The organism is Desulfovibrio faecalis (assembly GCF_053570625.1).
In genome coordinates this window covers 368,721-394,310 of sequence record NZ_JBRBQR010000001.1, presented here as the reverse complement: position 1 = coordinate 394,310, position 25,590 = coordinate 368,721, and the positions used below count along the sequence as shown (strand labels likewise).

At 60.9% G+C, this 25,590-nt stretch carries 18 protein-coding genes; 13 read left to right on the top strand and 5 right to left on the bottom strand.

Annotation, left to right across the window (positions count from 1 at the left end; genetic code table 11):
- Nucleotides 1-323 precede the first annotated feature (323 nt).
- Together ACUZ79_RS01615 and ACUZ79_RS01610 are read right to left on the bottom strand one after the other, a co-directional pair.
- Nucleotides 324-1,808, bottom strand: a complete 1,485-nt coding sequence (locus ACUZ79_RS01615) for an L-serine ammonia-lyase (RefSeq protein WP_449250503.1) — start codon at nucleotides 1,806-1,808, stop codon at nucleotides 324-326.
- A gap of 38 nt (nucleotides 1,809-1,846) precedes the next feature.
- The gene (locus ACUZ79_RS01610) at nucleotides 1,847-3,574 is read right to left on the bottom strand and encodes a dipeptidase (protein WP_449250502.1); all 1,728 of its coding nucleotides are present in this window, start codon (nucleotides 3,572-3,574) and stop codon (nucleotides 1,847-1,849) included.
- 367 nt (nucleotides 3,575-3,941) lie between these two features.
- Between ACUZ79_RS01610 and ACUZ79_RS01605 the strand changes: the two genes are divergently transcribed.
- Nucleotides 3,942-6,758, top strand: coding sequence for an FAD-binding and (Fe-S)-binding domain-containing protein (locus tag ACUZ79_RS01605; protein WP_449250501.1), 2,817 nt, complete (start codon nucleotides 3,942-3,944; stop codon nucleotides 6,756-6,758).
- A gap of 85 nt (nucleotides 6,759-6,843) precedes the next feature.
- Here ACUZ79_RS01605 and mutL read toward each other — a convergent pair whose 3' ends face one another.
- Nucleotides 6,844-8,862, bottom strand: coding sequence for a DNA mismatch repair endonuclease MutL (gene mutL, locus ACUZ79_RS01600; protein WP_449250500.1), 2,019 nt, complete (start codon nucleotides 8,860-8,862; stop codon nucleotides 6,844-6,846).
- 192 nt (nucleotides 8,863-9,054) lie between these two features.
- On the opposite strand from mutL, the gene ACUZ79_RS01595 reads away from it, so the two are divergent.
- The 7 genes from ACUZ79_RS01595 to ACUZ79_RS01565 all read left to right on the top strand — a co-directional run bounded on the left by ACUZ79_RS01595 (nucleotide 9,055) and on the right by ACUZ79_RS01565 (nucleotide 15,984).
- A complete protein-coding gene (locus tag ACUZ79_RS01595; RefSeq protein ID WP_192113188.1) occupies nucleotides 9,055-9,360 on the top strand; it encodes a hypothetical protein in 306 nt (101 codons plus the stop codon).
- Between the two features lie 363 nt (nucleotides 9,361-9,723).
- Entirely contained in the window at nucleotides 9,724-10,494 is a 771-nt protein-coding gene (locus tag ACUZ79_RS01590) for a DeoR/GlpR family DNA-binding transcription regulator (protein ID WP_449250499.1), read from the top strand.
- 37 nt (nucleotides 10,495-10,531) lie between these two features.
- The gene (locus ACUZ79_RS01585) at nucleotides 10,532-11,863 is read left to right on the top strand and encodes a four-carbon acid sugar kinase family protein (RefSeq protein ID WP_449250498.1); all 1,332 of its coding nucleotides are present in this window, start codon (nucleotides 10,532-10,534) and stop codon (nucleotides 11,861-11,863) included.
- A gap of 49 nt (nucleotides 11,864-11,912) precedes the next feature.
- Nucleotides 11,913-12,908 carry a 4-hydroxythreonine-4-phosphate dehydrogenase PdxA gene (gene pdxA / locus ACUZ79_RS01580; protein ID WP_240823321.1) on the top strand — a complete coding sequence of 332 codons (996 nt, stop codon included), beginning with the start codon at nucleotides 11,913-11,915 and terminating at the stop codon, nucleotides 12,906-12,908.
- 151 nt (nucleotides 12,909-13,059) lie between these two features.
- A complete protein-coding gene (locus tag ACUZ79_RS01575; RefSeq protein WP_449250497.1) occupies nucleotides 13,060-14,421 on the top strand; it encodes a GntT/GntP/DsdX family permease in 1,362 nt (453 codons plus the stop codon).
- Nucleotides 14,422-14,517: 96 nt separating this feature from the next.
- Entirely contained in the window at nucleotides 14,518-15,678 is a 1,161-nt protein-coding gene (locus tag ACUZ79_RS01570) for a glycerate kinase (RefSeq protein ID WP_449250496.1), read from the top strand.
- Nucleotides 15,679-15,681: 3 nt separating this feature from the next.
- On the top strand, nucleotides 15,682-15,984 hold the full coding sequence (locus ACUZ79_RS01565) for a hypothetical protein (RefSeq protein ID WP_240823318.1): 303 nt from the start codon (nucleotides 15,682-15,684) through the stop codon (nucleotides 15,982-15,984).
- A 118-nt stretch (nucleotides 15,985-16,102) separates the two neighbouring features.
- On the opposite strand, the gene ACUZ79_RS01560 is transcribed toward ACUZ79_RS01565, so the two are convergent.
- Together ACUZ79_RS01560 and hemW are read right to left on the bottom strand one after the other, a co-directional pair.
- A complete protein-coding gene (locus tag ACUZ79_RS01560) occupies nucleotides 16,103-16,786 on the bottom strand; it encodes a hypothetical protein (RefSeq protein WP_449250495.1) in 684 nt (227 codons plus the stop codon).
- A 381-nt stretch (nucleotides 16,787-17,167) separates the two neighbouring features.
- Nucleotides 17,168-18,457 carry a radical SAM family heme chaperone HemW gene (hemW, locus tag ACUZ79_RS01555; RefSeq protein ID WP_449250494.1) on the bottom strand — a complete coding sequence of 430 codons (1,290 nt, stop codon included), beginning with the start codon at nucleotides 18,455-18,457 and terminating at the stop codon, nucleotides 17,168-17,170.
- Between the two features lie 300 nt (nucleotides 18,458-18,757).
- Between hemW and ACUZ79_RS01550 the strand changes: the two genes are divergently transcribed.
- The 5 genes from ACUZ79_RS01550 (at nucleotide 18,758) to ACUZ79_RS01530 (ending at nucleotide 25,587) form a co-directional block, all read left to right on the top strand.
- Entirely contained in the window at nucleotides 18,758-20,260 is a 1,503-nt protein-coding gene (locus ACUZ79_RS01550; RefSeq protein ID WP_449250493.1) for a leucyl aminopeptidase, read from the top strand.
- Nucleotides 20,260-21,777: a uroporphyrinogen-III C-methyltransferase gene (gene cobA, locus ACUZ79_RS01545; protein WP_240823314.1), complete on the top strand. Its 1,518-nt coding sequence runs from the start codon at nucleotides 20,260-20,262 to the stop codon at nucleotides 21,775-21,777. The genes ACUZ79_RS01550 and cobA overlap by 1 nt, the downstream gene beginning before the upstream one ends.
- Before the next feature lie 3 nt (nucleotides 21,778-21,780).
- On the top strand, nucleotides 21,781-22,455 hold the full coding sequence (purN, locus tag ACUZ79_RS01540) for a phosphoribosylglycinamide formyltransferase (protein WP_449250492.1): 675 nt from the start codon (nucleotides 21,781-21,783) through the stop codon (nucleotides 22,453-22,455).
- 340 nt (nucleotides 22,456-22,795) lie between these two features.
- Nucleotides 22,796-24,628, top strand: coding sequence for an 8-methylmenaquinol:fumarate reductase flavoprotein subunit (gene sdhA, locus ACUZ79_RS01535; RefSeq protein WP_449250491.1), 1,833 nt, complete (start codon nucleotides 22,796-22,798; stop codon nucleotides 24,626-24,628).
- The gene (locus ACUZ79_RS01530; protein WP_240823311.1) at nucleotides 24,628-25,587 is read left to right on the top strand and encodes a succinate dehydrogenase/fumarate reductase iron-sulfur subunit; all 960 of its coding nucleotides are present in this window, start codon (nucleotides 24,628-24,630) and stop codon (nucleotides 25,585-25,587) included. Before sdhA ends, ACUZ79_RS01530 begins: the two co-directional genes overlap by 1 nt.
- Nucleotides 25,588-25,590 lie beyond the last annotated feature (3 nt).

The following is a 25,590-nucleotide window of genomic DNA, read 5'->3' as shown; positions in this document are numbered from 1 at the left end:
ACCTTTGCAGCCGGGTTGATATCTGACAAAAAATTCGAATCCCGTGGCTATACGCAGAGCCCCACTTAACAATCTGTCACACAAGGGATTCTTGCCTGCACCAACATAATACACTTTTCTTTGAAGCACTATGGTTCATTACCCAGGTTGCATTCTGCAAGATGAAAATCTTGATAACCCCGGTGGGATCGAAGGCCAGCACAATGCCACATTTTTCAGGCAAGAAAACGGCCCGCTTCTGAACAGGGATAGCACTCTTAGGAGCAAACCTGCGCAGAAACGGGCTGTTAGCGTTGCCTTGAAGGCAAAAGACGTTGGGGTTTCTAGCACCCCTGCGTATAGAACAATGCCAGCCCGCCGCGCGCGGTTTCGCGGTAGTCGTCCTTCATGTCGCGGCCTGTCTGGTTCATGGTGCGGATACAGAGATCAAGCCCCACAGGGTGCTTGGTGCCCTGCCCGGTGCGGGCCATCATCCAGGCGTTCCACGACTTCACGGAACTCATGGCGTTGCGCGAAATACAGGGAATCTGCACATAGCCGCCCACAGGGTCGCAGGTCATGCCCAGGTGATGCTCCAACGCGAACTCCGCCGCATTTTCAACCACATCGGGCGTTTCGCCCATGACCTGCGACAGCATGGCAGCCGCCATACTTGAGGCGGAGCCGATCTCGCCCTGACAGCCCACGTCCGCGCCCGCCACACTGGCATGCCGCTTGATGAGCGTACCCACCATAGAGGCCACCAGGAGGCCGTCCACAAGGTCGGCTTCTGTTTTGCCGCGCTCCTTGATGAGCATGTGCACCACTGCAGGCATAACCCCTGCCGAACCCGCCGTGGGCGCGGTCACAATGGGGTGGCCCATGGCGTTTTCTTCCGACCCGGCCTGCCCGTAGGCCGACAGCCGCGCCGCAAAGGCATCGGCTGGCTCCGGCGAGCTGGCGGCCTGCTCCAGCATGAGTTTGGCCCGACGCTCCAGGCCAAACGGCCCCTTGAGCTTGCCTTCCAGCCCAAGGCCCGTGGCGGCGCAACTGTCCATCACGTGGATGATGCGCTGCGCGCCCTGCCGGATGTTCTGTTCCGACTGCCCGGTGATGGACATTTCGTTTTCCAGCATAATGAGCGGGATGCTCTTGCCCGTGTTCTTCACGATTTCAAGCAGGCCGTTCATGGAATCAAAGGCATGTACGGGCTTGCCTTTGTCCGGTGCCTTCCAGCCCTTCCACTGCAAAAACCCGCCGCCCACGGAATAGTATTCGCGCGAGGCAAGCTGTTTGCCCTTGCCCAGCAGCTCGATGACCAGCACGTTGCTGAACGGAGCCTCGATGGTGCCCTGCTCAAAGATCACGTCCGAATCCTTGAGTGGAATCCGGGCCGGGCCAAGTACCACCGTGCGGGTGTCGTCCGGTTTTACAAAAAGGTTGTCCAAAAATTCGGCCTTGCATTCATCGGGCTTTTGCCCAAGCAGGCCCGCCGCCACGGCGCGGTCAGTGCCGTGCCCCTTGCCCGTGGCCGAGAGGCTGCCGTACAGGTGCACCTTGACGGCAGCCGCCTGGGCAAGCTGCTCCTGCGGCAACTGGGCGCACAAATGGATAAAATCATTACCCGCCGACATGGGCGCGATGGTGTGCGAACTGGAGGGGCCAGGGCCGATCTTGAACATCTCGAACACGGTCACATCAATGGGATTGACGCACACGGAGCCAGGCTTCCACAGGGGGTCAAAGCCTGCCCACGTGAGTGAGGGCAGGCACAGGCCCGCGCCCGTCACAGCCATTGATTGCAGGAAACGCCGACGATTACAGTACATACATGCATCCTCCTGAGTTATCTGGCAGATTGCGAAGCCTACTGCCGGGGCTTTTTATACGAGACCGGGCCGGTGGAATAGTTGGTGCGGGGCAGCCAGGCATCGGGATAGCCGATATTCTGGGCCATTTTGTCCGGGCTGTTGAGAAAACCCTGACAGTGCCGCGCCACCAGTTGGGGGAAAAATTCCCGCCAGTCGCGCAACGCCCCCTCTGCCTGCGCCCGCAGGGCCTTGGCAAAGGCGGCCTGCGCCTGCGCCGGGGATGATGCCGCCTTGGGGGCCAGTTCCTTTTGCAGCGAGGCTACGCGGGCGGCAAAGGCAGCTTCCATGCTGGCAGCTTTGGTTTGAATCTCCTGAGAGATCAGGTCGTAACGGATGTTGGCGTAATCGCTCACCAGAGAATAGGCCCACCATGCGGAATCATTAGCAAAGCGGCGGGTGTCGCCCTGTTCGTAGCCTGCGGGCATGGGGGCGACCGCCAGCGGCACAAAGACAGATTCCGCCGCCGGAGCGAGCGCAACCCAGCACACCAACGCCAGCGGTTCCGGCACATCGGGCCGATACTGCGCAATGGTGGTGTAGCCCACATAGTACATGCCCATGGGCCGTTCCCACGCGCCTTCAAGCTTGGTGGTCGGGCTCACGTCGCCGCTGGGATCCTTGGGGCCGATAATGCGGTTGGGATTGCCAAACGGCCCCGCCGCAGTGCCCTTGGTGAGGTCGAATTCCGTTCCCTCGTAGTGGTCGCGGTGCATGCGCTTGATGTCGTCCAGGCTCAGCAGCTTGTCCGGCTTGACGGAAAAGGGATAGGCGCGTGTTGCGCCGCTTTCCACCCAGGCAGGCAGCTTGAGCGAAGGAGCCGCCAGAGAGAGCGCCCGCCACACGCGGCGCAGCGAATAGTAGGGGTGGTTATACTCGCCATCGCTTACCGTGGTCAGCCAGTCCAGAGGCTTGGAGACGTCCTTGGGGCTGCGCATGTTGTACTTGTCCACCGTGGTAAACAGGCTTTTGCCGTACATCTGGTCGGGGTTGCCGGGTGTGATGTCGCGGATGCGAAATTCGTTGGCCGCCACAAAAAACTGGCCGTCCGGCACGCGCTGGGCCACCCACAGGCCGCCTGTTCCCGCTGGGGAGGGGGCCATTTCCATAACCCATGCTTCGTTTTTGTCGGCCACTGGCAGGGTTTCACCCGTTCCATAATATCCATACTGCTCAATGAGCGCGCCCATCAGCTCAATGGCCTCCCGGGCGGTTTTGCAGCGTTCCAGCGCCACGCGCGCCAGCTCGGACGAATAGAAAATGCGCTTGCCCGGCTCTGCCGTGCAGGTATTGTGCGCCCCATCCGTGCATTCGCCAAACATGAGGCCATGCTCGTTCATGATGGCATAGTTGCCGTCAATATAGGCAAAGGTGTGCCGCACCTGAGGGATAAAACCGATGGCAATCGTGCGCGGCGTATCCGGGTGGTTATAGCCTGGCGCGCGCTTGGGGTCTGAAAGGCGGGGAACAAGAAAGGTATTGGTGGCGGGATTTTCCTTCACCGCCACGGCGGAATCGTACACGGGGCGCTGCGCGCCTTCCGGCCAGTCGCGGGCGGGAACGTACACAATGGACTGGTCGTTGAGATCGTTGTCGTCAGAATGGCTTACCATCACGGAGCCGTCTGCGCTGGCCCCCTTGGTAACAATAAAGGTAGTGCAGGCAAGGGTTGCCTGGGGCAGCAGCAGGGCCAGAGAAACACAGCACAAGACGATCAGCCGCTTCATGGGACCTCCATAAAAAAATCAGACCGTAACATCCCGCATGCTCAAACCGATACGCAAAACGCCAGCGACCCCAACGGCAGACGCTGGAATGCCGTAGATCAAATCAGCAAACTGTTTTTCTTTTTTGTAACGCAGGGGCGGCAGAGGCACAAGGATTGCGCAGGCCGAAGTGCTTTTTGATTGTAAAACAGTAGCAATCCGAGCCGAGAATTGTTATTGGTAATCCATTGTCATATCCAGATCAGCACATCCCGCATTTGCAGAAATGCCGGGATTCCCGTCCAGGTTTCAACGGCAGCAATTCCCCGCCCAGCGCTATTTTAAGCGCCCACCCAATGACGGCATGAACCGCCACGGAGGTTTGTCCATGCTTGCTTCCCCCTACAAAGAATTCAAACAAGCCCTTCTGGACTTTATTCCCAAAGACCGCATCCATACTGATCCCCTGCGTCTGCTGGCCTATGGCACAGACGCCAGCGTGTACCGCCTGATCCCCAAGATCGTGGTGGACGTGCTGGACGAGGCAGAAGTAGTGCAGCTGGTGGCCCTGGCAGACCGCATGCGCGTACCTGTGACCTTTCGCGCCGCCGGCACCAGCCTGTCCGGTCAGGCGGTGTCCGATTCCGTCCTTGTGCGCATAGGCAAGGGCTGGCGCAACTGGCGCGTGGGTGAAAACGCCGAGCGCATCACCCTGCAACCCGGCATCATTGGCTCCGGGGCCAACAAGATTCTGGCTGAATTTGGCAAAAAAATAGGGCCTGACCCGGCCTCCATCGACAGTTGCTTTATCGGCGGCATCTTTGCCAACAACGCCAGCGGCATGTGCTGCGGCACCTCCGACAACTCCTATAAGACTGTTGTTTCCTCGCGCATGGTGCTGGCAGACGGCACCATGCTGGACACGGCGGACGCCAAAAGCCGCGCCGCCTTTGCCAGAACCCATGCCCATATTCTCAACGGCCTTGCCGATCTGCGCAAACAGATCATGGACAATCCCGAGCTTGCCGACCGCATCCGCCGCAAGTTCAAGATCAAGAATACCACGGGGTACAGCCTCAACGCTCTGGTGGATTACGAAGATCCCTTTGAAATTTTGCAGCACGTCATGGTCGGCTCTGAAGGCACGCTGGGCTTTATCGCCGAAGTGACCTACCGCACGGTGGAGGAGGCCCCCTTCAAGGCCTCTGCACTGCTGCTTCTGCCCACGGTCAAGGCCGCCTGTGATCTGGCCTCTGCCGTGGCAACGCTGCCCGTTGCTGCGGCGGAGCTTATGGACAGGGCGTCCCTGCGCTCGGTGGAAGGCACCCCCGGCCTGCCCGAAGGACTGGAAACCCTGGACGACGACGTCTGTTCGCTGCTGGTGGAAACCCGCGCCTCCACCCACGAGCAGCTTGAAAAGAACATTGCCACCATCAATGCGGCATTCAGCAACGTGACCTTTGTGCGGCCCTACGCCTTTACCGACAAACCCGAGGAATTCACCAAGCTGTGGCTCATCCGCAAGGGCATTCTGGCCTCGGTGGGCGGCATGCGGCCCGTGGGCACCTCCATTGTCATTGAAGACGTGGCCTTCACCCTCGACAGGCTGGGCGAAGCCGCCAAAGACCTGCAGGATCTTTTTGCCCGCCACGGCTACACGGTGGCCCCGCTCTTCGGCCATGCGCGCGACGGCAACCTGCACTTTGTTTTCTGGCAGGATTTTGGCGCTCCAGCAGAAGTGGCCCGCTACAAAGGCTTCATGGAAGACTTCTGCAAACTGGTTACGGAAAAGTACGATGGTTCGCTCAAGGCGGAACACGGCACTGGCCGCAACATCGCGCCCTTTGTGGAACTGGAGTGGGGCAGTCAGGCCTACGCCATCATGAAGAGCATCAAGGGCCTGCTCGACCCCAAGAACATCCTCAACCCCGGCGTGTTGCTCAACAGCGATTCTCAGGGGCATCTCAAAAACCTCAAACCCCTGCACCCCGCCGACGAACTGGTGGACAAATGCATGGAGTGCGGCTTCTGCGAGTCTGTCTGTCCCTCGCGCGATCTGACGCTCACGCCGCGCCAGCGCATCACTGTCTACCGCGAAATCTGCCGCCTGCGCGAGGTTGCCCCTGATAGCAACGAGCTGAAAACGCTGCAAAAGGGCTACGAATACATGGGCAAGGCCACCTGCGCCACAGACAGCCTGTGCCGCCCGCGCTGCCCCGCAGGCGTGGATACGGGCGTGTTCATCAAGAGCCTGCGCAAAAAGGACGTCGGCTCCCTAGGCAAGAGCATTGCCGGGACCATTGCCGACCACTTTGCTGGAACCTGCAAGGCCATGTCCATTGCGCTCAACAGCGTGGACGCCCTGCACCGCGCCCTTGGCACCACCATCATGCGCGACGGCTCGCGCCTTCTGCGCTGCCTGACCTTCAACAAGGTGCCGCTGTGGAACAAGAACATGCCCAAGGGCGGGCGCTCGGTCTATCTGCCCACTCCGTACTCGGGCAATGCCAAGAAGGTCGTCTACTTCCCAAGCTGCATCGCCCGCAATATGGGCCCCGGCGAGGAACACAGCGATCGCCGCACAGAGCCGGAAGCCGTCATCAGCGTGCTGCTCAAGGGCGGATATGACGTCATTCTGCCCAATAATCTGGACAAGCTGTGCTGCGGCATGGCCTTTGCCAGCAAGGGCCTCGCTGACGCCGCCCACAAGAAAGAGCAGGAGCTGGAAAAGGCCCTGCGTCAGGCCAGCAACAATGGCGAATACCCAGTGCTGTGCGAAACCAGCCCCTGCCTCTTGCACATGAAGCAGACCCTCGACCCCAGCATCAAGCTCATGGAGCCTGTGCAGTTTATCCTTGAGAATCTCATGGATACGCTCAAGCTCAAAAAGCTGCCCAAGACCGTGGCCCTGCACGCCACCTGCTCCATGCGCAAGATGGGCCTTGAGGGCAAGCTGGAAGAACTGGCCCGCAAGTGCGCCGAAACCGTGGTAGTGCCGGACGGCATCAACTGCTGCGGCTGGGCTGGCGACCGTGGCTTTACCCATCCCGAACTCAACGAGGCCGCGCTCAAGGGCCTGCGCATGCAGGTAAGCACCTGCGAGGTGGGCTATTCCTCCAGCCGCACCTGCCAGATCGGCCTGTCGCTGCACGGCGGCATCCCCTACTATTCCATCGTTTATCTGGTTGACGAAGCCAGCGAATAAACAGCAAAGCGGGCGGTTCTCATGGGAGAGCCGCCCGCTGTTTTATGTGCAGGAAATGAGATGCCGTGCCTGACGGCGTTCCCTTTTACGACTGCCGCCGCTTGAACATCTTTTCCAGTTCGGCGGCGTCCCAGCGCAAGACGCAGGGGCGACCGTGGGGGCAATATTCGCGGTCGGGGGTTTCCAGCCACTGCTGCAACAGCCCGGCGGCCTCGTCATCCGCAAGGCGTTGCCCGGCCTTGATGGCCCCCTTGCACGACATGGATATGAACATGTCGGCCAGATCATCCTTGCGTCCGGCCAGGGCCTCGCGCAGAAAGTCCCTGGCTTCGGCCCGGGAGAGCACTGGGGGCATGGCATTCACGCGCAGGTTGCCGCCGCAGACCTCAAGCGCAAAGCCCAGGGATTCCAGCCGGGGCCGCAATTCAAAAAAACGTTCCGTTTCAGCCGGATGCAGGGGCAGATCAAGCGGCAGGGCCAGCAACTGCCCAGACCCGGCAAATCCCCCGCGCCGCAGGCGGGCATACAATACGCGCTCGTGCGCCGCGTGCTGATCGAGCAACAGCAGTGCGCCGGATGTGTCCCGCAATACCAGGTAGGTCAGCGCCACCTGCCCGAGGTAGGCAAACTGCCCAACGCTCAAGGGCTGGCGTTCCTGCGCGGGCGGAAAAATGTCTCCACTGTGCTCGTTCGCTTTATCCGCAGCCTGATACGGGGCAGCATCAGAGGTATGGTGCGCATAGGCAGAGGCGGCTTCCGCAAGGCCTGATACATCTTCCGGCGCGGCAACAAACAGGGCGCCTTCTTTCTGCGCGGGCGCTGGCTCATGGGCAGATGCCGCATCACTCTGAACAGCATCGCCCCACCAGTTTGCCATTCTGTCCGCGCCTGCGGCTGATTCGGGCAACCGGGCCTGCCACGAGGATTCCTCGTCCGGCCTGTCGTCCCGCTCCTGCGGCTTGATAAGGGGCGGATTGTCCAGCCTGCCCCAGAATCCCTGCGGACGCGGGGCTGTTTGTTGGGCAGAGGGTGCCACATTGCTTTCCGCAGTGTCGCCTGCTGACGCGTTCGGCCACAGATTTTCGGCCACGTCATAGGAGGTCAGCAAGGCCCCCTGCACGGCATGCAGTACGGCGGAAAACACGGCGGATTCATCCCGAAAACGCACTTCAGACTTGGCGGGATGCACGTTCACGTCCACTTCCGCCGGGTCCATCTCCACAAACAGCGCTACCTGCGGATAATCCCGGCTGGTCATGCGGCCCTTGTAGGCCTCGCGCACGGCAGCAAGCAGGCGCTTGTCCGTCACCGAGCGGCCATTGACGTAAAACAGCATGCGGTCGCCGCGCGGCTGGCTCACATTGGGCAGGGCAGCCAGGCCGCGCACGCGGATACCGTGGCGGGTGCCGTCAAAGGGGCGCAGAGCCTCCACAATCAGCCGGGGCCAGAGCGCGCCAAGGCGGTCGGCAAGACTTTGTCCCGGCAAAAACCGCAGGGCCTCCCGCTCGCCGGAACTCAGGCTCAGGCCCACGGCGGGGCGGGCCAGCGCCAGCCGGGCCAGCCAGTCCTGCGCACGTTTGAACTCCGTGGATGGGGTCTTTAAAAATTTCAAGCGTGCTGGTATGTTGGAAAAAAGATCGCGCACTTCCACCCGCGTTCCCCGGTGCAGGGCCGCCGGAGCGGAAACCGTCAGCAAGCCGTGCTCCACCTCAACCCTGTGCGCCTGTATCTGCCCGTCCGGGTCAGTCACCGCAGAGGTTATGGAAAAACGGGAAACCGAGGCAATGCTCGGCAGCGCCTCGCCCCTGAAACCGTAAGAGCTGATGTGCTCAAGGTCAGACAGGCTGGCAATCTTGCTCGTGGCGTGCCGGGTGACGGCCAGTTCCAGATCGGCTGCGGCTATGCCGCACCCGTCGTCCTGCACGCTGATAAGGCTTTGCCCGCCGTTTTCAAGGCAAACGTCGATCTGCGCGGCATCGGCGTCAAGGCTGTTTTCAACCAGTTCCTTGAGCACGCTGGCAGGGCGCTCCACCACTTCACCAGCGGCGATCTGATTGCGCAACTCAGGCGGTAGCAAACGTATATGACGATGTTTTTCAGACATAGGTCCAGTGTATTCGGGCGCGCTCCACAAGGCAAGCGGCCTCGACTGCGGCGCATGCGCGGCTGCGCGTGGAGAATAAATTCCCGTGGCAGGGCTTGCCTCGGCGCACGCGGTGCTTATGTATGGAAGGCAAGGCTGCGTATGCGCGCGGCCAGGCTTCTGGCAACACGCAAAGCAAGCCGGGAGGTTTCTATGTACAGCAACACACTGAAAGCCATTGCCGAACCGCTGCGCGGTACCCCCGTGCCCGCAGGCTTTGACCCTGAAATGCTCTATGTTGAGTGCGCCCGTTGCGGCTCACCCGTCATGTGGGAGCAGGGCAAGGCCACCCATATCCTCAGCTTGGCGGGCATTGACCCCCTTGAACTCGATTCTTCCTGCATGCTGGTCACAGACGGCTGCCCCATGTGCAGCGGCAAAGATCAGTATACGGTACAGATTTTCCGGGTCAGCGGCGATGCGCAGACGCGCCGCCCCCCATTCTTCGGCAACGCATAGCCAGCGCGGGTCTACCCCGCCCGCGTAAACCCTAGCAGAAGGCTGCCGGATCATGTGCCCGGCGGCCTTTTTGCGTTCTGACGCAGGCAATACGGCACAGGAGCGACAAACGCGATTTTTCCAGCCCGGAAGGATTCTCCGGGCTTTTTTTGTTGCTCCGGCGGGGAGGCGGAACACAGTGCTTTGGCTGACCTCCCACTCGTTAACAAAAAACAACATTTTTCTGATAACATAGATAAAGAGTACGAGTTAAATCCACAAAATTACCTCACCCACCTTGACGATATTCGCCTTCAGGAGCATAACACAAAGCAACAAATTTGAAACAAAATTAACACACACCCGCCACACGCCGGAGTCGCCATGTTGCCAGCAGAACGCCGCAGAGAAATGGCCCGCCTCATTAAAAACCGGGGCGCGGTCAATACCCGCGAACTCGCCGAAGCGCTGGGCATTTCCACCATGACCGTGCGCCGCGACCTCAAGGTGTTGGAAGAACGCAACCAGCTTGAACTCACCTGGGGCGGGGCCGTGCCTCTGTGTTTTGAAGCCAACGACATCCCCCGCGCCCGTAAGGCCGTTTCCATGCTTGAGGCCAAGCAGACCATAGCCCGCGCCGCCTGCCAGTTTATAAAAAACGAAGACTTTATTGCCCTGGATGCGGGCACCACCAGCCTTGAGCTGGCCCGGCTGCTGCCCACCCTGCCCCTCACAAGCCTCGGCGTTGTCACACCTGACCTCGAAATCGCCCTGCTTCTTTCGGGCTGCGACCATATTTCCGTCTTTCTTTCGGGCGGGCTTATCGACCCCGTCAGCCGCGCCTGTAACGACAGCGATGCCGTGGCCTACCTGCGCGGCCTGCGCCTTACCATGGCCTTTGTGGGCACCAACGTATGGGACGCCCACCACGGCGTCACTACCAGCACTTCCGCCAAGATGCATTACAAGCGCCAGCTCATGGCCAGCGCCGACAAAACTTTTCTGCTGGCGGACGCGTCCAAGTACGCCAAGTTCAGCCCATGGCTGGTGGCCGGAGTGGAACGCTTCGACCACATCATCACCGACAGCGGCCTGACCGCCGAAGCCCGCGCCGCCCTGCAAGACGCAGGCGCTCGCCTGTGTCTCGCCGACTAAGCCCGCCGCCGTCACAAAATCACCGGAAGGTGTCTGTATGATCATAGCTGTTATTGCCGACGATTTTACGGGAGCCAACGACAATGGTGCGCTGCTTGCCGCCAAGGGCTTTTCCAGCGCCACCTGTCTGGGCCTTGCCCATTGGAACCCCAAGGAATTTACGCAGTGCGACGCCGTTTGTCTGAACGCCGAGAGCCGCCTTCTGCACCGCGAAGACGCCTATAAAGCGGTGTATGACGCCGTGATGGAATTCAACAAGGAAAAGCCCGCACTTGTTTCCAAGCGCATAGACTCCACCCTGCGCGGCAATGTGGGCGCTGAGCTTGAGGCCGTCATCAAGGCCATGGACGACACCCACGGTCACAACCAGAGCCTGGCCGTACTTGTGGCGTCCTACCCCCATTCGGGGCGCATCTGCGTGGGCGGATACCAGATCGTGCACGGCGTGCCGCTGGAACGCTCGCCCATTGCCAAGGACGCCGCCACCCCCGTGCACCACACGGCAGTGCTCAAGATCATCGCCGATCAGACCTCCCTGCCCTGCGGCTTCGTGTCGCTTGAAAAGGTGCTGGCCGGGCCTGCCGCCGTACGCCAAACCATTGAGGCCGCACGTGCCCAGGGTTGCCGCGCCGTGGTCTGCGATGCCGTGTCGGACGACGACATTGCCGTGATCGCCCAGTCGCTGGCCGATGCGCCCTATCCGCTGGTGTCGCTGGATCCCGGCCCGTTCACATCGGAGCTTGCCGCAGCGCGCATTGAAGCCCCCCGCGCGGAATTTGAAAACCGCATCTTCCTTACCGTGGGCAGCACCAGCGAGCTGACCCGCGTACAGATGGAAACCCTGCGGCTGGCCCACCCCTGCCACATCGTGTCCATGAACGTGCGCAAGGTGCTGGCTGGCGAGGCCGAAGCACGGGCGGAATGCCGCCGTGTGCTGGAGGCCGTGTTTGCCGCGCCCGAAGAAGCCAAGGTTCTTGGCGTATGCACCGCCGCCAGCAAGGAAGACGTTTTCTCCATGCAGGAAATGTCCCAGACCCTCGGCATCGCGCCCAGCGAAATTTCGCGCCGCATCAACATGGCTCTGGCCCATGTGGCTCAGGAAGCCCTGAAAAAAGAGAGCCTGCGCATCGGCGGCCTGTACACCTCAGGAGGCGAAGTGACGGTTTCCGTCATGCGCACGCTCAAGGCCGGGGGCTTTTCTGTGCGGATCATGGTGCTGCCCCTTGCCGTGTACGGCCACATCATCGGCGGCGAACACCCCGACCTGCCCATGATCACCAAGGGCGGCTTTGTGGGCGACAAGGACAGCCTTGTGGAATGCATGGAATACCTGTTCACCAAAATTTCAAGCCGCAAGCGGCCCGCCTGACAGTTGCACCGCAGCCAAGCAAGTTCATAACCAACTAAGGAATATATAGATGAAACCCCTGATTTGCGCCCCCATGGGCGACCCCGCAGGCGTTGGGCCGGAAATTCTGGCCGCCTCGCTGGCAGATGCTGCCGTCACCGACATGGCCAACGTGCTGGTGGTGGGCAATACCGAGATCATGCGCCGCGCCGCCGCTATCATGAAGGCGAACCTCGACTTCAACGAGGTGGATGCAGATCTCAATGGCTGGCGCGAGGGCGCTGCCAATATCATCAACATGGACAACGTGGATCTGGCCTCCTTTGCCTATGGCAAGGTGCAGGCCCAGTGCGGCCAGGCGGCCTTTGAATACATCAAGGCCTCCATCGAGCTGACAATGGCTGGCAAGACCGCCGCCGTTGCTACCACGCCCATCAACAAGGAATCGCTCAAGGCAGCCCACGTGCCCTACATCGGGCACACCGAAATCTTTGGCGACCTCACAGGCACCAAGGACCCGCTGACCATGTTTCAGGTGCACAGCCTGCGCGTGTTCTTCCTCACCCGTCACCTCTCGCTGATCGATGCCTGCCGCGCCGTCAAAAAAGACCGCGTGCTTGACTACATCGGTCGCTGCACCAGCGCCCTCAAGCTGCTGGGGCTGGAGAATCCGAGCATGGTGGTGGCTGGCCTCAACCCTCACTGCGGCGAACACGGGCTTTTTGGCAATGAGGAAGACGCCGAGGTGGTTCCGGCCATAGCAGAAGCGCGCCGTCAGGGCTTTAACGTGCATGGTCCCAACCCGGCGGACTCGGTCTTCCACTTTGCCCTCAAGGGCGCGTGGGACGCCGTGCTTTCGCTCTATCACGACCAGGGACACATAGCGACCAAGATGGTGGACTTTGAGCGCACCATCTCCCTTACGCTGGGCATGCCCATTCTGCGCACGTCGGTGGATCACGGCACAGCCTTTGACATTGCCGGAACAGGCAAGGTCAGCGCCGTGAGCATGGTGGAAGCCATCCGCCTTGCTGCGGAATACGCGCCCAACTTCAAACGGGCCTGATCTGCGGCAGAGGATGTGAACTGCGCACCGCATCCGGAGGACGAGCAGAGTAAAACAAGAGAACAAACAGTAAGAGCGCCAACCGTTCCCCCAACTTTTACCGGCGCGGGCACTGCCCGGGCCGTGTCGCAACCACACCACGGAGGTTGAGATGACTGCCGTCCAATCGTTCGGCATCGGCTATTCGATGACCATGCTCTGCATTTCCATCGCCATAGTCATTGTGCTGTGCATCTGCTTCAAAATACACGCCTTTGTGTCCCTGACCGCTGCAAGCCTGTTTCTGGCGCTGACGCACCACATGGAACTGGCCAAGATCGTCATGGCCTTTGAAGGTGGCCTTGGCAAAACGCTGGGATTTCTTGCGCCCATTCTGGCCCTTGGGGCCATATTGGGCAAACTGATGGAAGTCTCCGGCGCTGCCGAAAGGCTGGCGCGGACGCTCATCAACATCCTCGGCCAGTCAAAAGCGCACTGGGCCATGATGGTTGTGGGTTACATCTGCGGCATCCCGGTTTTTCTTCAGGTGGGCATCATCCTGCTGACGCCGCTCATGTTCTCCATCGTCAAGGAATCCAAGCTGCCGCTCATTCAGGTGGGTATGGCCCTTGTGGTGGCCCTGACCACGGTGCACTGCATCGTGCCGCCGCACCCTGCCGCCATGGCAGTTACCGACCTGCTCAAGGCTGATGTGGGCAAGGTTATCTTTTTCGGCCTTCTGGTGGGCCTGCCCGCCGCCAGCATTGCAGGCCCCATCTACGGCAAGTTCATTGCCAAGCGCCTGCCCGCCGTGCCGCTGACCGGCGTTTACGCCAATACCGAACCCCGCAAGGAATCTGAACTGCCGCCCTTTGGCAGCTCGCTCCTCGTCATGCTGCTGCCCCTGCTGCTCATGATCGCCAAGACCGTAGTGGAACTGACCATCGACAAGCAGAATCCGCCCGCCTACATGCCCTACGTGAACTTTATCGGCACGCCCATGATCGCCCTGTTCATTTCCGCAGTGGTGGCCTACATCGTGTTTGGTCTCAAGCGCGGTTTCAACTGGGATCAGCTGGGCCGCTTCAGCGAACAGGGCATGGCCCCGCTGGCCTCCATCATGCTGGTCATCGGCGCGGCTGGCGCGCTGAACCAGATCATCACTGACAGCGGCGTGGGCGTTGTGCTCAAGCAGGTGCTCACCAGCATCCAGATCAGCCCTCTGATCCTGGCCTGGATTATCGCCATTGCCCTGCGCTTTGCCCTGGGCAGCGCCACTGTTTCCATGATGACCGCCGCCGGGCTTATCCTGCCCGTGCTCAGCAGCAACCCCGGCATTGACCCGGCCCTCATGGCCATTGTCATCGGCGCTGGCGCGACCGGCGCTTCGCACGTGACCGACTCCGGCTTCTGGTTCGTCAAGGAATCCCTCGGCATCCCAATGGGTTCCATGTACGCCACCTATACGGCTGGCACTACCATAGCCTCCGTGCTTGGTTTGTTCGGCACGCTGCTGCTCTCCATGTTCCTGTAAGAACCGCTGCGCCGGGGTCTGGTATTTCACAGGCCCCGGCGCTATTATGGAAAACGTATCCTGTCTTCCACCGCCAGCCCCACCAAGGAACCAGCAATGAAGATCGTCATCGCGCCCGACTCGTACAAGGAATGCCTGTCTGCCCTGCAAGTGGCTGTTTCCATCGAATCCGGCTTTCGCGAGGTTTTCCCCGATGCGGTCTACGTCAAGGTACCTGTGGCGGACGGCGGCGAAGGCACCGTGGAAGCCATGGTTGAAGCCACGGCAGGCCGTCGGGTGGACACCACGGTACGCGGCCCGCTGGGCGACCCGGTGGAAGCTTTTTACGGCCTGACCGGCGATGGCAAAACCGCCGTGATCGAAATGGCCGCAGCCAGCGGCCTGGCCCTTGTGCCGCCCAACTTGCGCAATCCCCTCAAGACCACCAGCTATGGCACGGGCCAGCTTATCCGCTCTGCGCTGGATGCTGGCGCTCGTAAATTTATTCTGGGCATTGGCGGCAGCGCCACCAACGAGGGCGGCGCTGGCATGCTTCAGGCTTTGGGAGTGCGGCTGCTGGACGGTCAGGGACAGGAAATCGAGCCAACAGGGATGGGCCTTGGCAGGCTGGCGTGCATAGACATGTCCGCCTTTGACGCCCGCCTTACCGACTGCGTCATTGATGTGGCCTGCGATGTGGACAACCCCTTGTGCGGCCCACGCGGCGCATCGGCCATTTTTGGCCCGCAGAAAGGGGCCACGCCTGAGATGGTGCAGCAGCTCGACGGATATTTGCAGAATTTTGCGGCCATCGCGCGCCGCGACCTTGGCGTGGACATGGCGGACATGCCCGGCGCTGGCGCTGCTGGCGGCATGGGCGCGGCCATGTTTGCCTTTTTGAAAGGGCGGCTGCGCCCCGGCAGCGAGATTGTGACCGAAGCCGTTGGGCTGGACGCGCATGTGCGCGATGCCGATATCGTTGTTACTGGCGAGGGCCGCATTGACGGGCAGACGGCCTTTGGCAAGACCCCTGTGGGCGTTGCCCGCGTGGCAAAGCGCCACAACAAGCCGGTTATCGCCATCGGCGGTTCGCTGCGGGCCGATGTGGACGCCGTCTTTGCCCACGGCATCGACGCGGTTTCAAGCGTGCTCTACCGCCCCTGCACCATTGACGAAGCCCTTACCGAGGGCAATGAAAATCTGCGCAGGGCCGCGCGCAACATAGCCGCCATCCTTTCCATGGGACTTGGCATTGGCGCTTCGGGCGCAAGGAAATAGCATATGTTGACCGCCTACAGGCAAAGCTGGCGCACACACCCCGGCTTCAATATCCTTTTTGTCTGCGCCATGCTGGCGGCGTGGGGCATGTATGCCCTGCTGTATGCCACCGACTTGCCCTGGGGCTCGAATCAAGCCAACGTGCTTGTTTTTGTGGTTGCCGCGCTGTGTATGCTGTTTATCTTTGTCACGCCCCGATATGGCTTCAAGCCCACGGCAACGCATTACGCCATCATGGCGGCAACATTGCTGCCCTCGCTGCCCAACGGGCAAGAGATCATCCGGCAGAGCGGCCTGTTTTTCTGATGTGCCGCCGCGCCCCCGGGCGCACGCCATAATAAAAGACGGCCACTCTCAGAGAGTGGCCGTCTTTTATTATGCTTGTGCTCTTGCGGAGCTCACCCCGCAGAGTTTTCTTTTCTGTTTACGCCTTCTTGGCGCGCAGGCCCGCAAAGGCCAGAATCACGCCCAGGGCAATGCCCAACGCCGCCGCAAACACCACCTGAAAATGGGAGGGCAGCATAAAGGTGATGGTGTGCGCGGGAATCCAGAAGAAAGGAATGGTCTTCTTGAGCACAAAGCTCCACATGGAATTCCAGTCTATGGTGCGAAACAGGGCCGCCACGTCAGGCTTGGTGCACAGGCTGTTGAGCGTGCCGCCGGTGGCCGCAATGTGCAGGTCGGTGAGCTTGTGGGTGATCATCAGCACCGGAGCGAACAATGTGTTGATGAGCACGCTGATGGAAAAAGACATGAGCAGCTTGGCGCCAAAGGTCGTGGGAGCGCCCGAAAGCAGACCCATTTCGTTGAGCAGCTTGAACGTGCCCGCGCCGTACACGGTAAAGGCAATCTTGATGCCTATGCCCAGCAAACCCCAGATAATCGCCTTGGGCAAAACGCCAAACCCGGGCCTGTTGTACACGCCCGTCGTAATGCGCAGGGCGATGCATTCGCCGAGGGTAGCCAGAATGGCAAATTTGAGAAAACTCATGCCAAAAGGATACTGGGCAGTCAGGCTGATAAAGCCCTCCAGCGCCCCGGGCCCAAAAGCCAGCCAACCGAACGCCGCCAAACAAACGCCTAAAACCACAAAATCCTTTTGACGCATACCCTCTCTCCGTATTCTTGTTGACGCTCAGGGACTGTTGACGCTGTGTGGAGTTTTGTTCCCTGCCAGGGATGGAAGCGTTTTTATGAAAGGAGTGTACACATAGGTACTCAACTGAAATAAAAAGGCTTTCTGACGCCGACAGGGGCAAAGGAGCCATAGCGTAAACAGGCCCAAATCGGTTGGTCCCGCGCCGCGCGTAACCGCAGGCGGCGGGGAAGGATCAGCCATAGCCGCGCAATGCACGGGCAATTCGCATCAGCCGAGCAGACGGAGGGGGGCTACCGTCAAGACCAGCTGCAGCATACTAGTGGCATTTTTGCCCCGCGTAAACACCGGCCTTGCGCAAACCTGCACAGCGGCCCTTTTCCTGACCGGTGATCAGGCGCTGGGCCAGCGCACCGGGCGGATTTCCGGGTTGTCTTCGTGCAGCGCGCTTTGCGCCACGGTTCCTTCGGGAGATTCCACGGCCTGGGGTTTCAGCCCGCCGGAAAGCGCCGCCTGCTTGAGCACCTCGCGGGTGCGGGCAAACAGATTGCTGAGAATGGAATTGGAAACCAGCATGCCGCTGCGGGTCAGCCGCATATAGCCCTGCCGGATGCGGATAAGCCCGTTTTCGTGCAGGGCCTGCACCAGCCGCTGGTGATCGCGCACAAAGTCGCGCCCGGTCATCTCACGGTATTCCTTTACGCGCAGGCCCCGCGCCGTGCGCAGGCGCAGCATCAAAAGCTCGAGCACGCGTGTTTCGGGCGTAAGTTCTTCCACAGTCTGGGCCAGTTTGCCCTCGCGGGTGCGAGCGTTCCAGGCGGCCTGACTTGAAGGATTTGTCCAGCGGCGGTTGTTGATGGTGGACGTGGCCGAAGGGCCAAGACCAAGATAGTCTTCCCCCTCCCAGTAGCCCATGTTGTGGCGGCACTGAAACCCCATGCGGGCGAAATTGGAAATTTCATAGTGCAGGTAGCCGTGCTGCTCAAGCATGGCTGCCCCTTCCATGAACATGATGTTCTGGTCGCGCTCCGGCGGCAGGGTCAGGCGACCTTCTTCCACATCAAGCTCCAGCGGGGTTCCCGGCTCAAGCGTGAGGCCGTAGGCGGAAATATGGTCAGGGGTCATGCGGATAACGTCTTTGAGCGTTTGCAGCCACTGGCGCACGCTCTGCCCCGGCAGGCCCCACATGAGGTCAAGGTTGATGTTGGCGCAGCCCGCCTCGCGCGCCAGAAAGGCCACGTGCAGACTGTCCTGCGCCTTGTGCGGACGGCCCAGCAGACGCAGCATGCCTTCATCCATGCTCTGTACGCCGATGGAAAGACGGTTGATGCCCGCATCCAGATACTGGGCCGCGCGGTGCCCGCCGCGCAGGGATTCCGGATTGGCCTCAAGCGTCACCTCGGCCTTGGGCACAAGCCTGAAATACTTGTTAATGCGCTCCATGGTCAGGCCGATGATGCGCGGCGAAAGCAGGCTGGGCGTCCCCCCGCCAAAAAAGACAGACTGTACTTCGCTGCCGCCAAGCTGGTCGCCCCAGTGGGCCAGTTCCAGAAACAGGGTATCCACATAGTCGCGCACGGCGGGGGAGCTGGCCGCATCAACGCCGCGCCCCAGCGGGCTTGAATGAAAGGCGCAGTAGCGGCAGCGCGTGGAGCAAAAGGGAACATGTATATAAAGCAGCATAAGCGATCCTGTGAGTGACAAAAAAACAACGCTCCGCCTGCGTGTAACACCCTGCGGAACAAGGAAAAGCCAGTTTTGCAGCACACTGGCTACAGCTTAGGACGATTGCTGCAAGGAATATGCCCGCATCCTCCGCCGTGCCGGGAATTCCGCGCGCATGCGGCTGACCGCCCTTGGCAAAAACGCGGCGGCGAAGTATATTCACCAATTGGAACACGGCGCAAGCGCCCTGCGGCCTTCTGCCGCATCTTTCACCGCGCTGGCGGCTGTACGCAACGCTCTTTCAGGAGACGCAGCTCTATGGATATACGCTTTCAGAATCTCGGACCGGAACAATGGAAAGGGGACGTTCTGCTGGCCCCCGTCTGCCAGGATGAAACCCTGCTTGAGCAGATTCCTGAACTGGACAAGGTTGCTCCCTGGCTGGTCATAGCCCCTGCCCTGCGCGACTTCAAGGGCAAGACGGGCGAACTGGCCCTTCTGCACGGGCATCCCGACCTTACCGTTCCCCGGGTGCTGGCCGTGGGCCTTGGCCCGAGGGAAAAGGTCTCCACCGCCGACATCCGCAAGGCCATTGCCGCCGCAGTGCAACTGTGCCGCAAGCAGGGCTACACGTCCATAGTGCTGCCAGAACCCGCCCTGGCAAAACTGCCCGGAGGCCGTGAACGGCTGGTGGAAGAATGCGTATGCGCCGCCCAGCTTGCCCTGTACCGCTTTACAGCCCTTAAAAAGGCCGATGCGGACGAAACCGCCGACCCGCAGTGGCTGGCTGTGGCCTTTGACGGCCAGGAAGTGCCGGACGCCGCCCACGCCGCCGCCCGCAGGGGCGAAAACGCCGCCTGGGCCGTGAGCCTTGCGCGCGACCTTGCCACCACGCCTCCCAATTTGCTCTACCCTGAAATGCTGGCCCAGAAGGCGCAGGAACTGGCGCGCGAAAAAGGCTTTGCCTGCACCGTGCTGGACGAAACAGATCTGGAAAAGGAAGGCATGGGCTGCCTCATGGCCGTGGGGCAGGGCTCGGGCCGTCCGCCCCGCCTCATCGTGCTGGAGCACGCCCCCGCCGGGCACGAACAGGACAAGCCCCTCGTGCTGGTGGGCAAGGGCATCACCTTTGATACGGGCGGTATCAGCCTCAAGCCCGCCACCAACATGCACCAGATGAAGGCCGACATGACCGGCGCCGCAACAGTGCTGGCCACGGTGGCGGCCCTGGCGCAGGAAGACGCGCCCCGCCGCGTGGTGGGCTTGCTGGCCTGCGCCGAAAACATGCCCGGTGGCCGCGCCATGCGCCCCGGCGATGTGGTGCGCGCCGCCAATGGCGACACCGTTGAAATCCAGAATACCGATGCGGAAGGCCGCCTTGCCCTGTGCGATGCGCTGGCCTATGCCCAGAAAACATGGGTTCCTGCTGCGGTGATTGATATTGCCACCCTCACCGGGGCCTGCGCAGTTGCGCTGGGAACCCAGCTTGCGGGCCTGTTCAGCGATGATGCCGACCTTGCCGAGCGCATCCGCGCTGCGGGCGGCGCTTGCGGCGAAGAATACTGGCCCCTGCCGCTGTGGAAGCCCTATGTTGAATCGCTCAAAAGCGAAGTGGCCGATATTTGCCACATGGGCCCGCGCGAAGGCGGGGCCATCAACGCCGCGCTCTTTTTGCAACACTTTATTCAAGAGGGCGTGCGCTGGGCCCATCTGGACATTGCCGGGGTAGACTGGGCCGCCAAGGCCACGCCCCTTGCTCCGGTAGGGCCCACGGCCTTTGGCGCGCGTACGCTGCTCGATCTCGCCAGGGGAGGCGTATAATGAAGGTATTTCTCATCGGAGCCGGACCCGGCGATCCGGGCCTGCTGACCATCAAGGGGCGTGACGCCCTGGCCGCCGCCGATGTGGTGGTATACGACGCCCTGGCAAACGACAGCCTGCTTTCATACGCCCGCCCCGATGCGGAAAAAATCTATGTGGGCAAGGTGGCGGGCAACCACGCTCTGCCGCAGGATCAGATCAACGCCCTCCTGGTCAGCAAGGCCAAGGAAGGCAACGTTGTGGCCCGCCTGAAAGGCGGCGACCCCTATATCTTCGGTCGCGGCGGCGAAGAAGGCGAAGAACTGGCGGCTGCTGGCATTCCCTTTGAAGAGGTGCCCGGCATCAGCAGCACCATCGCCGCTCCCGCCTATGCGGGCATTCCCGTGACCCACAGGGATTTTGCGTCTTCCGTGACCATCATCACCGGGCACGAAAATCCGGACAAGCCTGGCTCCGTGCACAACTGGAAGGCCCTTGCCGCCAGCGCCTCCACTCTGGTCTTTGTAATGGGCATGAAAAATCTGCCCGACATCGCCCGCAATCTGCTTGAAGCAGGCATGGATCCGCACACCCCGGCGGCGCTTATCTATCGCGGCACAACGCCCTATCAGCGCAGCCTTGTGGATACCCTGGCCCGTCTGCCTCAGGCTGCGGTAGAAGCCAAATTCACCAATCCTTCGGTCATTCTTGTGGGCAAGGTTGCCGGCCTGCGCGACACCCTTGGCTGGTTTGAGAAAAAGCCGCTCTTTGGCCGCAGCATTGTTGTGACCCGCGCGCGCGAGCAGGCCAGCGGGCTTGCCCAGAGCCTCACGGCGCTGGGGGCCGAGGTCATCCAGTGCCCCACCATTGAAATCAGCCCTCTTGCCGATTATGCGGAACTTGACGCGGCTCTGGACAATCTTGCCAGCTACGGCTGGGTTATCTTTACCTCGGTCAACGGCGTAAAGCACTTCTGGCTGCGGCTCGCAAAGGCGGGCAAGGACAGCCGCGCGCTCGGCAACTGCAAGGTGGCCGCCATCGGCCCCGCCACTGCCGATGCCCTGACCGAACGCGGCATCACCCCTGATTTCATTCCCGAGCGCTACATGGCCGAGGGTGTGCTTGAAGGCCTGATGGCCCTTGAAAACGGCAACGTGGCTGGCATGCGTTTTTTGCTGCCCCGCGCCGCCAAAGCCCGCGAAGTGCTGCCCGAAGAACTGCGCAAGGCAGGGGCAGTGGTGGACGTTATTTCCGCCTACGAAACCGTACCCGCCGCGCACAAAAGGGATGAAGTCCTCGAACGCATTAACGCCGGCACCCTGAGCTGCGTGACCTTCGGCTCCTCCTCCACGGTGGAGAACTTCCTCTCCCTTATCCCGGCTGCAATCCTCAAGACGCACCCGGAAGTGAAGCTGGCCGCCATCGGGCCGGTAACGGCAGAAACGCTGCAAAAAAGTGGTCTTACCTGCAACATCATGCCCATGGATTACACCATCCCGGCACTGGTGGACGCCCTGAAAACGTACTTTGCGAGATAAAACATGCCCCTGAAAATCGCCATACTGGCCTCCGGCAGCGGCACAAACGCTCAGGCCATGATCGACAAGGCCGCCCAGGGCGTGCTTGACGTGAACATTGCCCTGATCGTTTGCAACCGCCCCGGTGCGGGAGTTGTGAGCCGTGCGGAAAAGGCGGGCATCCCCTGCCTTGTGCTGGATCACAAAAGTTTCCCCGATCGCGAGAGCTTTGACGCCCGCATGGTTGAGGCCCTGCGCGGAGCCGGGGCGGAGCTTGTGGTGCTGGCGGGCTATATGCGGCTGCTGACTCCTGTTTTCCTTGAGGCATTTACCGGAAGGGTCATCAACATCCACCCGGCGCTGCTGCCCAGCTTTCCCGGCGTGCACGGCGGCGCCGATGCCGTCAATTACGGCGTCAAGGTTTCCGGCTGCACCGTGCATTTTGTGGAAGAAAAGGTGGACAGCGGCCCGGTGCTGATTCAGGCTGTTGTGCCTGTCAACGCTGGCGAAAGCGAAGACGACCTCATGAACCGCATCCATGTGATGGAGCACCGCATCTATCCCCAGGCAATCCAGTGGCTGGCTCAGGGGCGCATAGACGTTCAGGGGCGGCAGGTGCACCTCAAGCCCGGCAATACCCCCCGTGCGCCGCACGATGGCGACTGGCTGGTATGGCCGCCGCTGGAGCAGGGTTTTTAGCTGCTGCCGTAAGCCTTGAATGAATCCATGAGGAGACTCTTTAGCTAAAGAGTCTCCTTTTTTTGACTATTCTCAAAACCGGCGGAGCTGCAGGGTTCGTTGTCCCGCCCATGCCACCCGCCGTTCTGGCTGTTTTCATTACTTACAAAAGTTTCAAAACTTACAAATCAAGAATCCGCGTTGCTCTGGAACGATTTGGTGTGTTATTTTTCACTATCAACAGAGCATACCTTTATTCTTTGCTCAATCAATCAGCTTTTTGCCGCCCTTTCCGCCCACGTACTTTCTTGCACAACAGATGGAAATAACGGCAAATCCACCTACTTTTGAGGAAACCCTTATGACGCAGCAGTTTACCCGCAGAAAATTTCTGCAATCGGCCTGCATCACCATCAGCGCGCTGACGGTGAACATGAGCGGCATTGAAAAAGCTCTTGCCGCAGCCGCTGGTGTCGGCCCCCTGGCCACCTGCGACATCCTGATCATCGGATCGGGTGGCGCTGGCCTGCGTGCCGCCGTGGCAGCCCTGCAAAAAAATCCCAAGCTCAACGTGGTTGTGGTCAGCAAATGCATGCCCTCACGTAGCGCCACCTGTATGGCCGAAGGCGGCATCAACGGCGTCACCGATTTCAGCAAGGGCGACTCCTACGAGCTGCACTGCTTTGATACCGTGAAGGGCGGCGACTATCTGGTTGACCAGGAATCCACGCTCAAATTCTGCGAACAGGCAGGCCCCGCCATCCTTGAACTGGATTATCTGGGCATGCCCTTCTCGCGCACGGCTGAAGGCAAGGTCAAGGCCCGTCCCTTTGGCGGCGCTTCCAAGGTGCGCTGCAACTACTCCGCCGACAAAACCGGCCACATCGTTGCCCACACCTGCCTGGACGATGCCCTGAGCCACGGCGTCAAGTTCCTCATGGATCACGAGCTGCTTGACGTGGCCGTGGACAATGGCCGCTGCGAAGGCGCCGTGCTGCGCAATATCCGCACCGGCGAAATCGCCCCTGTGCGCGCCAAGGCCGTGGTGCTTGCCACCGGCGGCTATACCCGCATTTTCTGGAACCGCACCTCCACCCCCTACATTGCCACAGGCGATGGCGTTGCCGCTGCCCTGCGCGCGGGCATTCCCTTCAAGGATGCCGAAATGGTGCAGTTCCACCCCACGGGCGTGGTGCACGGCGGTGTGCTGATTACCGAAGCAGCGCGAGGCGAAGGCGGCTATCTGCTCAACAACAAGGGCGAACGCTTCATGAAGACCTACGCCCCCGCCAAGATGGAACTTGGACCCCGCGACATCGTGGCTCGCGCCATCGAAACGGAAATCCGCGAAGGCCGAGGCTACGGCCAGGGGCTGGAAGCCTATGTGCTGCTTGACCTGAGGCACCTCGGCAAGGAAAAGATCGTGCACGATCTGCCGCAGATTCGCCACGTGGGCAAGCTTTTTGAAAATATCGACCTTGTGGACAAGCCCATGGTCATCCGCCCCACGGCCCACTACTCCATGGGCGGCATTGACGTGAACACCTTTGACGACATGGCCACGGTTGTGCCCGGCCTGTTTGCCGCTGGTGAAGCTTCGTGCGTGTCCATCCACGGCGCAAACCGCCTTGGCGGCAATTCGCTGGCCGATGCCGTGGTGACGGGCAAAATCGCCGGTAACGGCGCGGCGGCCTTTGCCAGCCATGCTGATTTTGGCGCGGGCAAACGCCTTACCGATCTGACCGCCCGCTGGCAGGATCGCTTCCGCAACACCACCAACGGTGGCGATGCCAAGCAGATGTATGCCATCCGCGAAGAAATGGGCGCGCAGCTCTGGGACAACATGGGTATTTTCCGCACCCAGACCAAGCTCGACTCCCTGAGCAGTTCCCTGACCGACCTGCGTTCGCGCTACGACGCCCTGCGCGTCCCCAACGCCAACCCCGTCTACAATACGGTGTTCACCGAATATGTGGAGCTGGGCAACATGCTGCAACTGGCCCAGGCCGCCTGCCTTGCCGCCTCCGAGCGCAAGGAATCGCGCGGCGCGCACACCCGCGAGGACTTCCCCAAGCGTGACGATGCCAACTTCCTCAAGCACAGCATGGTCAGCATGGACGACAGCGGCAAAATGCGCATGGGCTGGAAAGAAGTGGAAATCACCAAATTCAAGCCTGAGGAGCGGAAGTACTAATGCCCACTATCATCATTGACCGCTTTGACGGCAAAAACAGTTTTGAGCAGAGCTACAAACTTGATCCGGCGGACGTGGCGGGCAAAACCGTGCTCAACACCCTGTTGTTCATCAAGCAGACCCAGGATCCCACGCTGAACTTCACGGCCTCCTGCCGCTGCGCCATCTGCGGAGCGTGTGCCGTGCGCGTCAACGGGCATGCGGTTCTGGCCTGCGACACCAAGATGGACGACCTCGCCCAAACTTACGGCTCAAATACCTTCCACATTTCGCCCCTGGCGAACTTCAAGGTTATTTCCGACCTCGTTGTGGACTGGGAACCCGCCATGGAAAACCTGCGCAAGGTGCATCCGGGCATGGTGGCAAAATCCGAATTCTCCATGAAGGAAGGCTGCCGCCAGAACCAGAAGGAATTCGACCGCATCATCAAGCAGTGGGACTGCATCCTCTGCGGCGCGTGCGCCTCTGAGTGCAACAAACTCACCGCCGACCGCAGCGACTACATGGAACCCTTTGTCTTCACCCACGCATGGCGCGTGGCCAACGATTCGCGCTCCAAGGATCCCCTGTTGCACGGCAAGCCCGCCGTGGCGGGCGGCCTGTGGAACTGCGTGCATTGTCAGGAATGCGCCAGCCGCTGCCCCAAGGGCATCAGCGCTGCCGACGATATCGCCGGTCTGCGGGCCCTCGTTATGGCCAAGGGCATGACCGACGGCGTTGGCCCGGCCCACGCCAAGTCGTTCTACACCGATCTGGTGGAAGACTCCGGCCGCCTCAACGAAGTGCGCCTTGCTCTGCGCACCGAAGGAATCAGCACCATTGCCCGCGCGGGCATGGCTGTGACCCTGCTGCGTCAGGGCAAGATGAATCCGCTTGAGGCTTTTGGCGGCGAAACCATTGAAGGGCATGACGCCCTGGTGAAGATGATTCAGGCGGCCCATGCCGCAGAGAAGGAGTAGCCG

Excerpts from the sequence above, each read along its gene's own strand:
- ACUZ79_RS01615 (WP_449250503.1), bottom strand. The coding sequence starts at position 1,808 with ATGTACTGTAATCGTCGGCGTTTCCTGCAATCAATGGCTGTGACGGGC.
- ACUZ79_RS01610 (WP_449250502.1), bottom strand. The coding sequence starts at position 3,574 with ATGAAGCGGCTGATCGTCTTGTGCTGTGTTTCTCTGGCCCTGCTGCTG.
- ACUZ79_RS01605 (WP_449250501.1), top strand. The coding sequence starts at position 3,942 with ATGCTTGCTTCCCCCTACAAAGAATTCAAACAAGCCCTTCTGGACTTT.
- mutL (WP_449250500.1), bottom strand. The coding sequence starts at position 8,862 with ATGTCTGAAAAACATCGTCATATACGTTTGCTACCGCCTGAGTTGCGC.
- ACUZ79_RS01595 (WP_192113188.1), top strand. The coding sequence starts at position 9,055 with ATGTACAGCAACACACTGAAAGCCATTGCCGAACCGCTGCGCGGTACC.
- ACUZ79_RS01590 (WP_449250499.1), top strand. The coding sequence starts at position 9,724 with ATGTTGCCAGCAGAACGCCGCAGAGAAATGGCCCGCCTCATTAAAAAC.
- ACUZ79_RS01585 (WP_449250498.1), top strand. The coding sequence starts at position 10,532 with ATGATCATAGCTGTTATTGCCGACGATTTTACGGGAGCCAACGACAAT.
- pdxA (WP_240823321.1), top strand. The coding sequence starts at position 11,913 with ATGAAACCCCTGATTTGCGCCCCCATGGGCGACCCCGCAGGCGTTGGG.
- ACUZ79_RS01575 (WP_449250497.1), top strand. The coding sequence starts at position 13,060 with ATGACTGCCGTCCAATCGTTCGGCATCGGCTATTCGATGACCATGCTC.
- ACUZ79_RS01570 (WP_449250496.1), top strand. The coding sequence starts at position 14,518 with ATGAAGATCGTCATCGCGCCCGACTCGTACAAGGAATGCCTGTCTGCC.
- ACUZ79_RS01565 (WP_240823318.1), top strand. The coding sequence starts at position 15,682 with ATGTTGACCGCCTACAGGCAAAGCTGGCGCACACACCCCGGCTTCAAT.
- ACUZ79_RS01560 (WP_449250495.1), bottom strand. The coding sequence starts at position 16,786 with ATGCGTCAAAAGGATTTTGTGGTTTTAGGCGTTTGTTTGGCGGCGTTC.
- hemW (WP_449250494.1), bottom strand. The coding sequence starts at position 18,457 with ATGCTGCTTTATATACATGTTCCCTTTTGCTCCACGCGCTGCCGCTAC.
- ACUZ79_RS01550 (WP_449250493.1), top strand. The coding sequence starts at position 18,758 with ATGGATATACGCTTTCAGAATCTCGGACCGGAACAATGGAAAGGGGAC.
- cobA (WP_240823314.1), top strand. The coding sequence starts at position 20,260 with ATGAAGGTATTTCTCATCGGAGCCGGACCCGGCGATCCGGGCCTGCTG.
- purN (WP_449250492.1), top strand. The coding sequence starts at position 21,781 with ATGCCCCTGAAAATCGCCATACTGGCCTCCGGCAGCGGCACAAACGCT.
- sdhA (WP_449250491.1), top strand. The coding sequence starts at position 22,796 with ATGACGCAGCAGTTTACCCGCAGAAAATTTCTGCAATCGGCCTGCATC.
- ACUZ79_RS01530 (WP_240823311.1), top strand. The coding sequence starts at position 24,628 with ATGCCCACTATCATCATTGACCGCTTTGACGGCAAAAACAGTTTTGAG.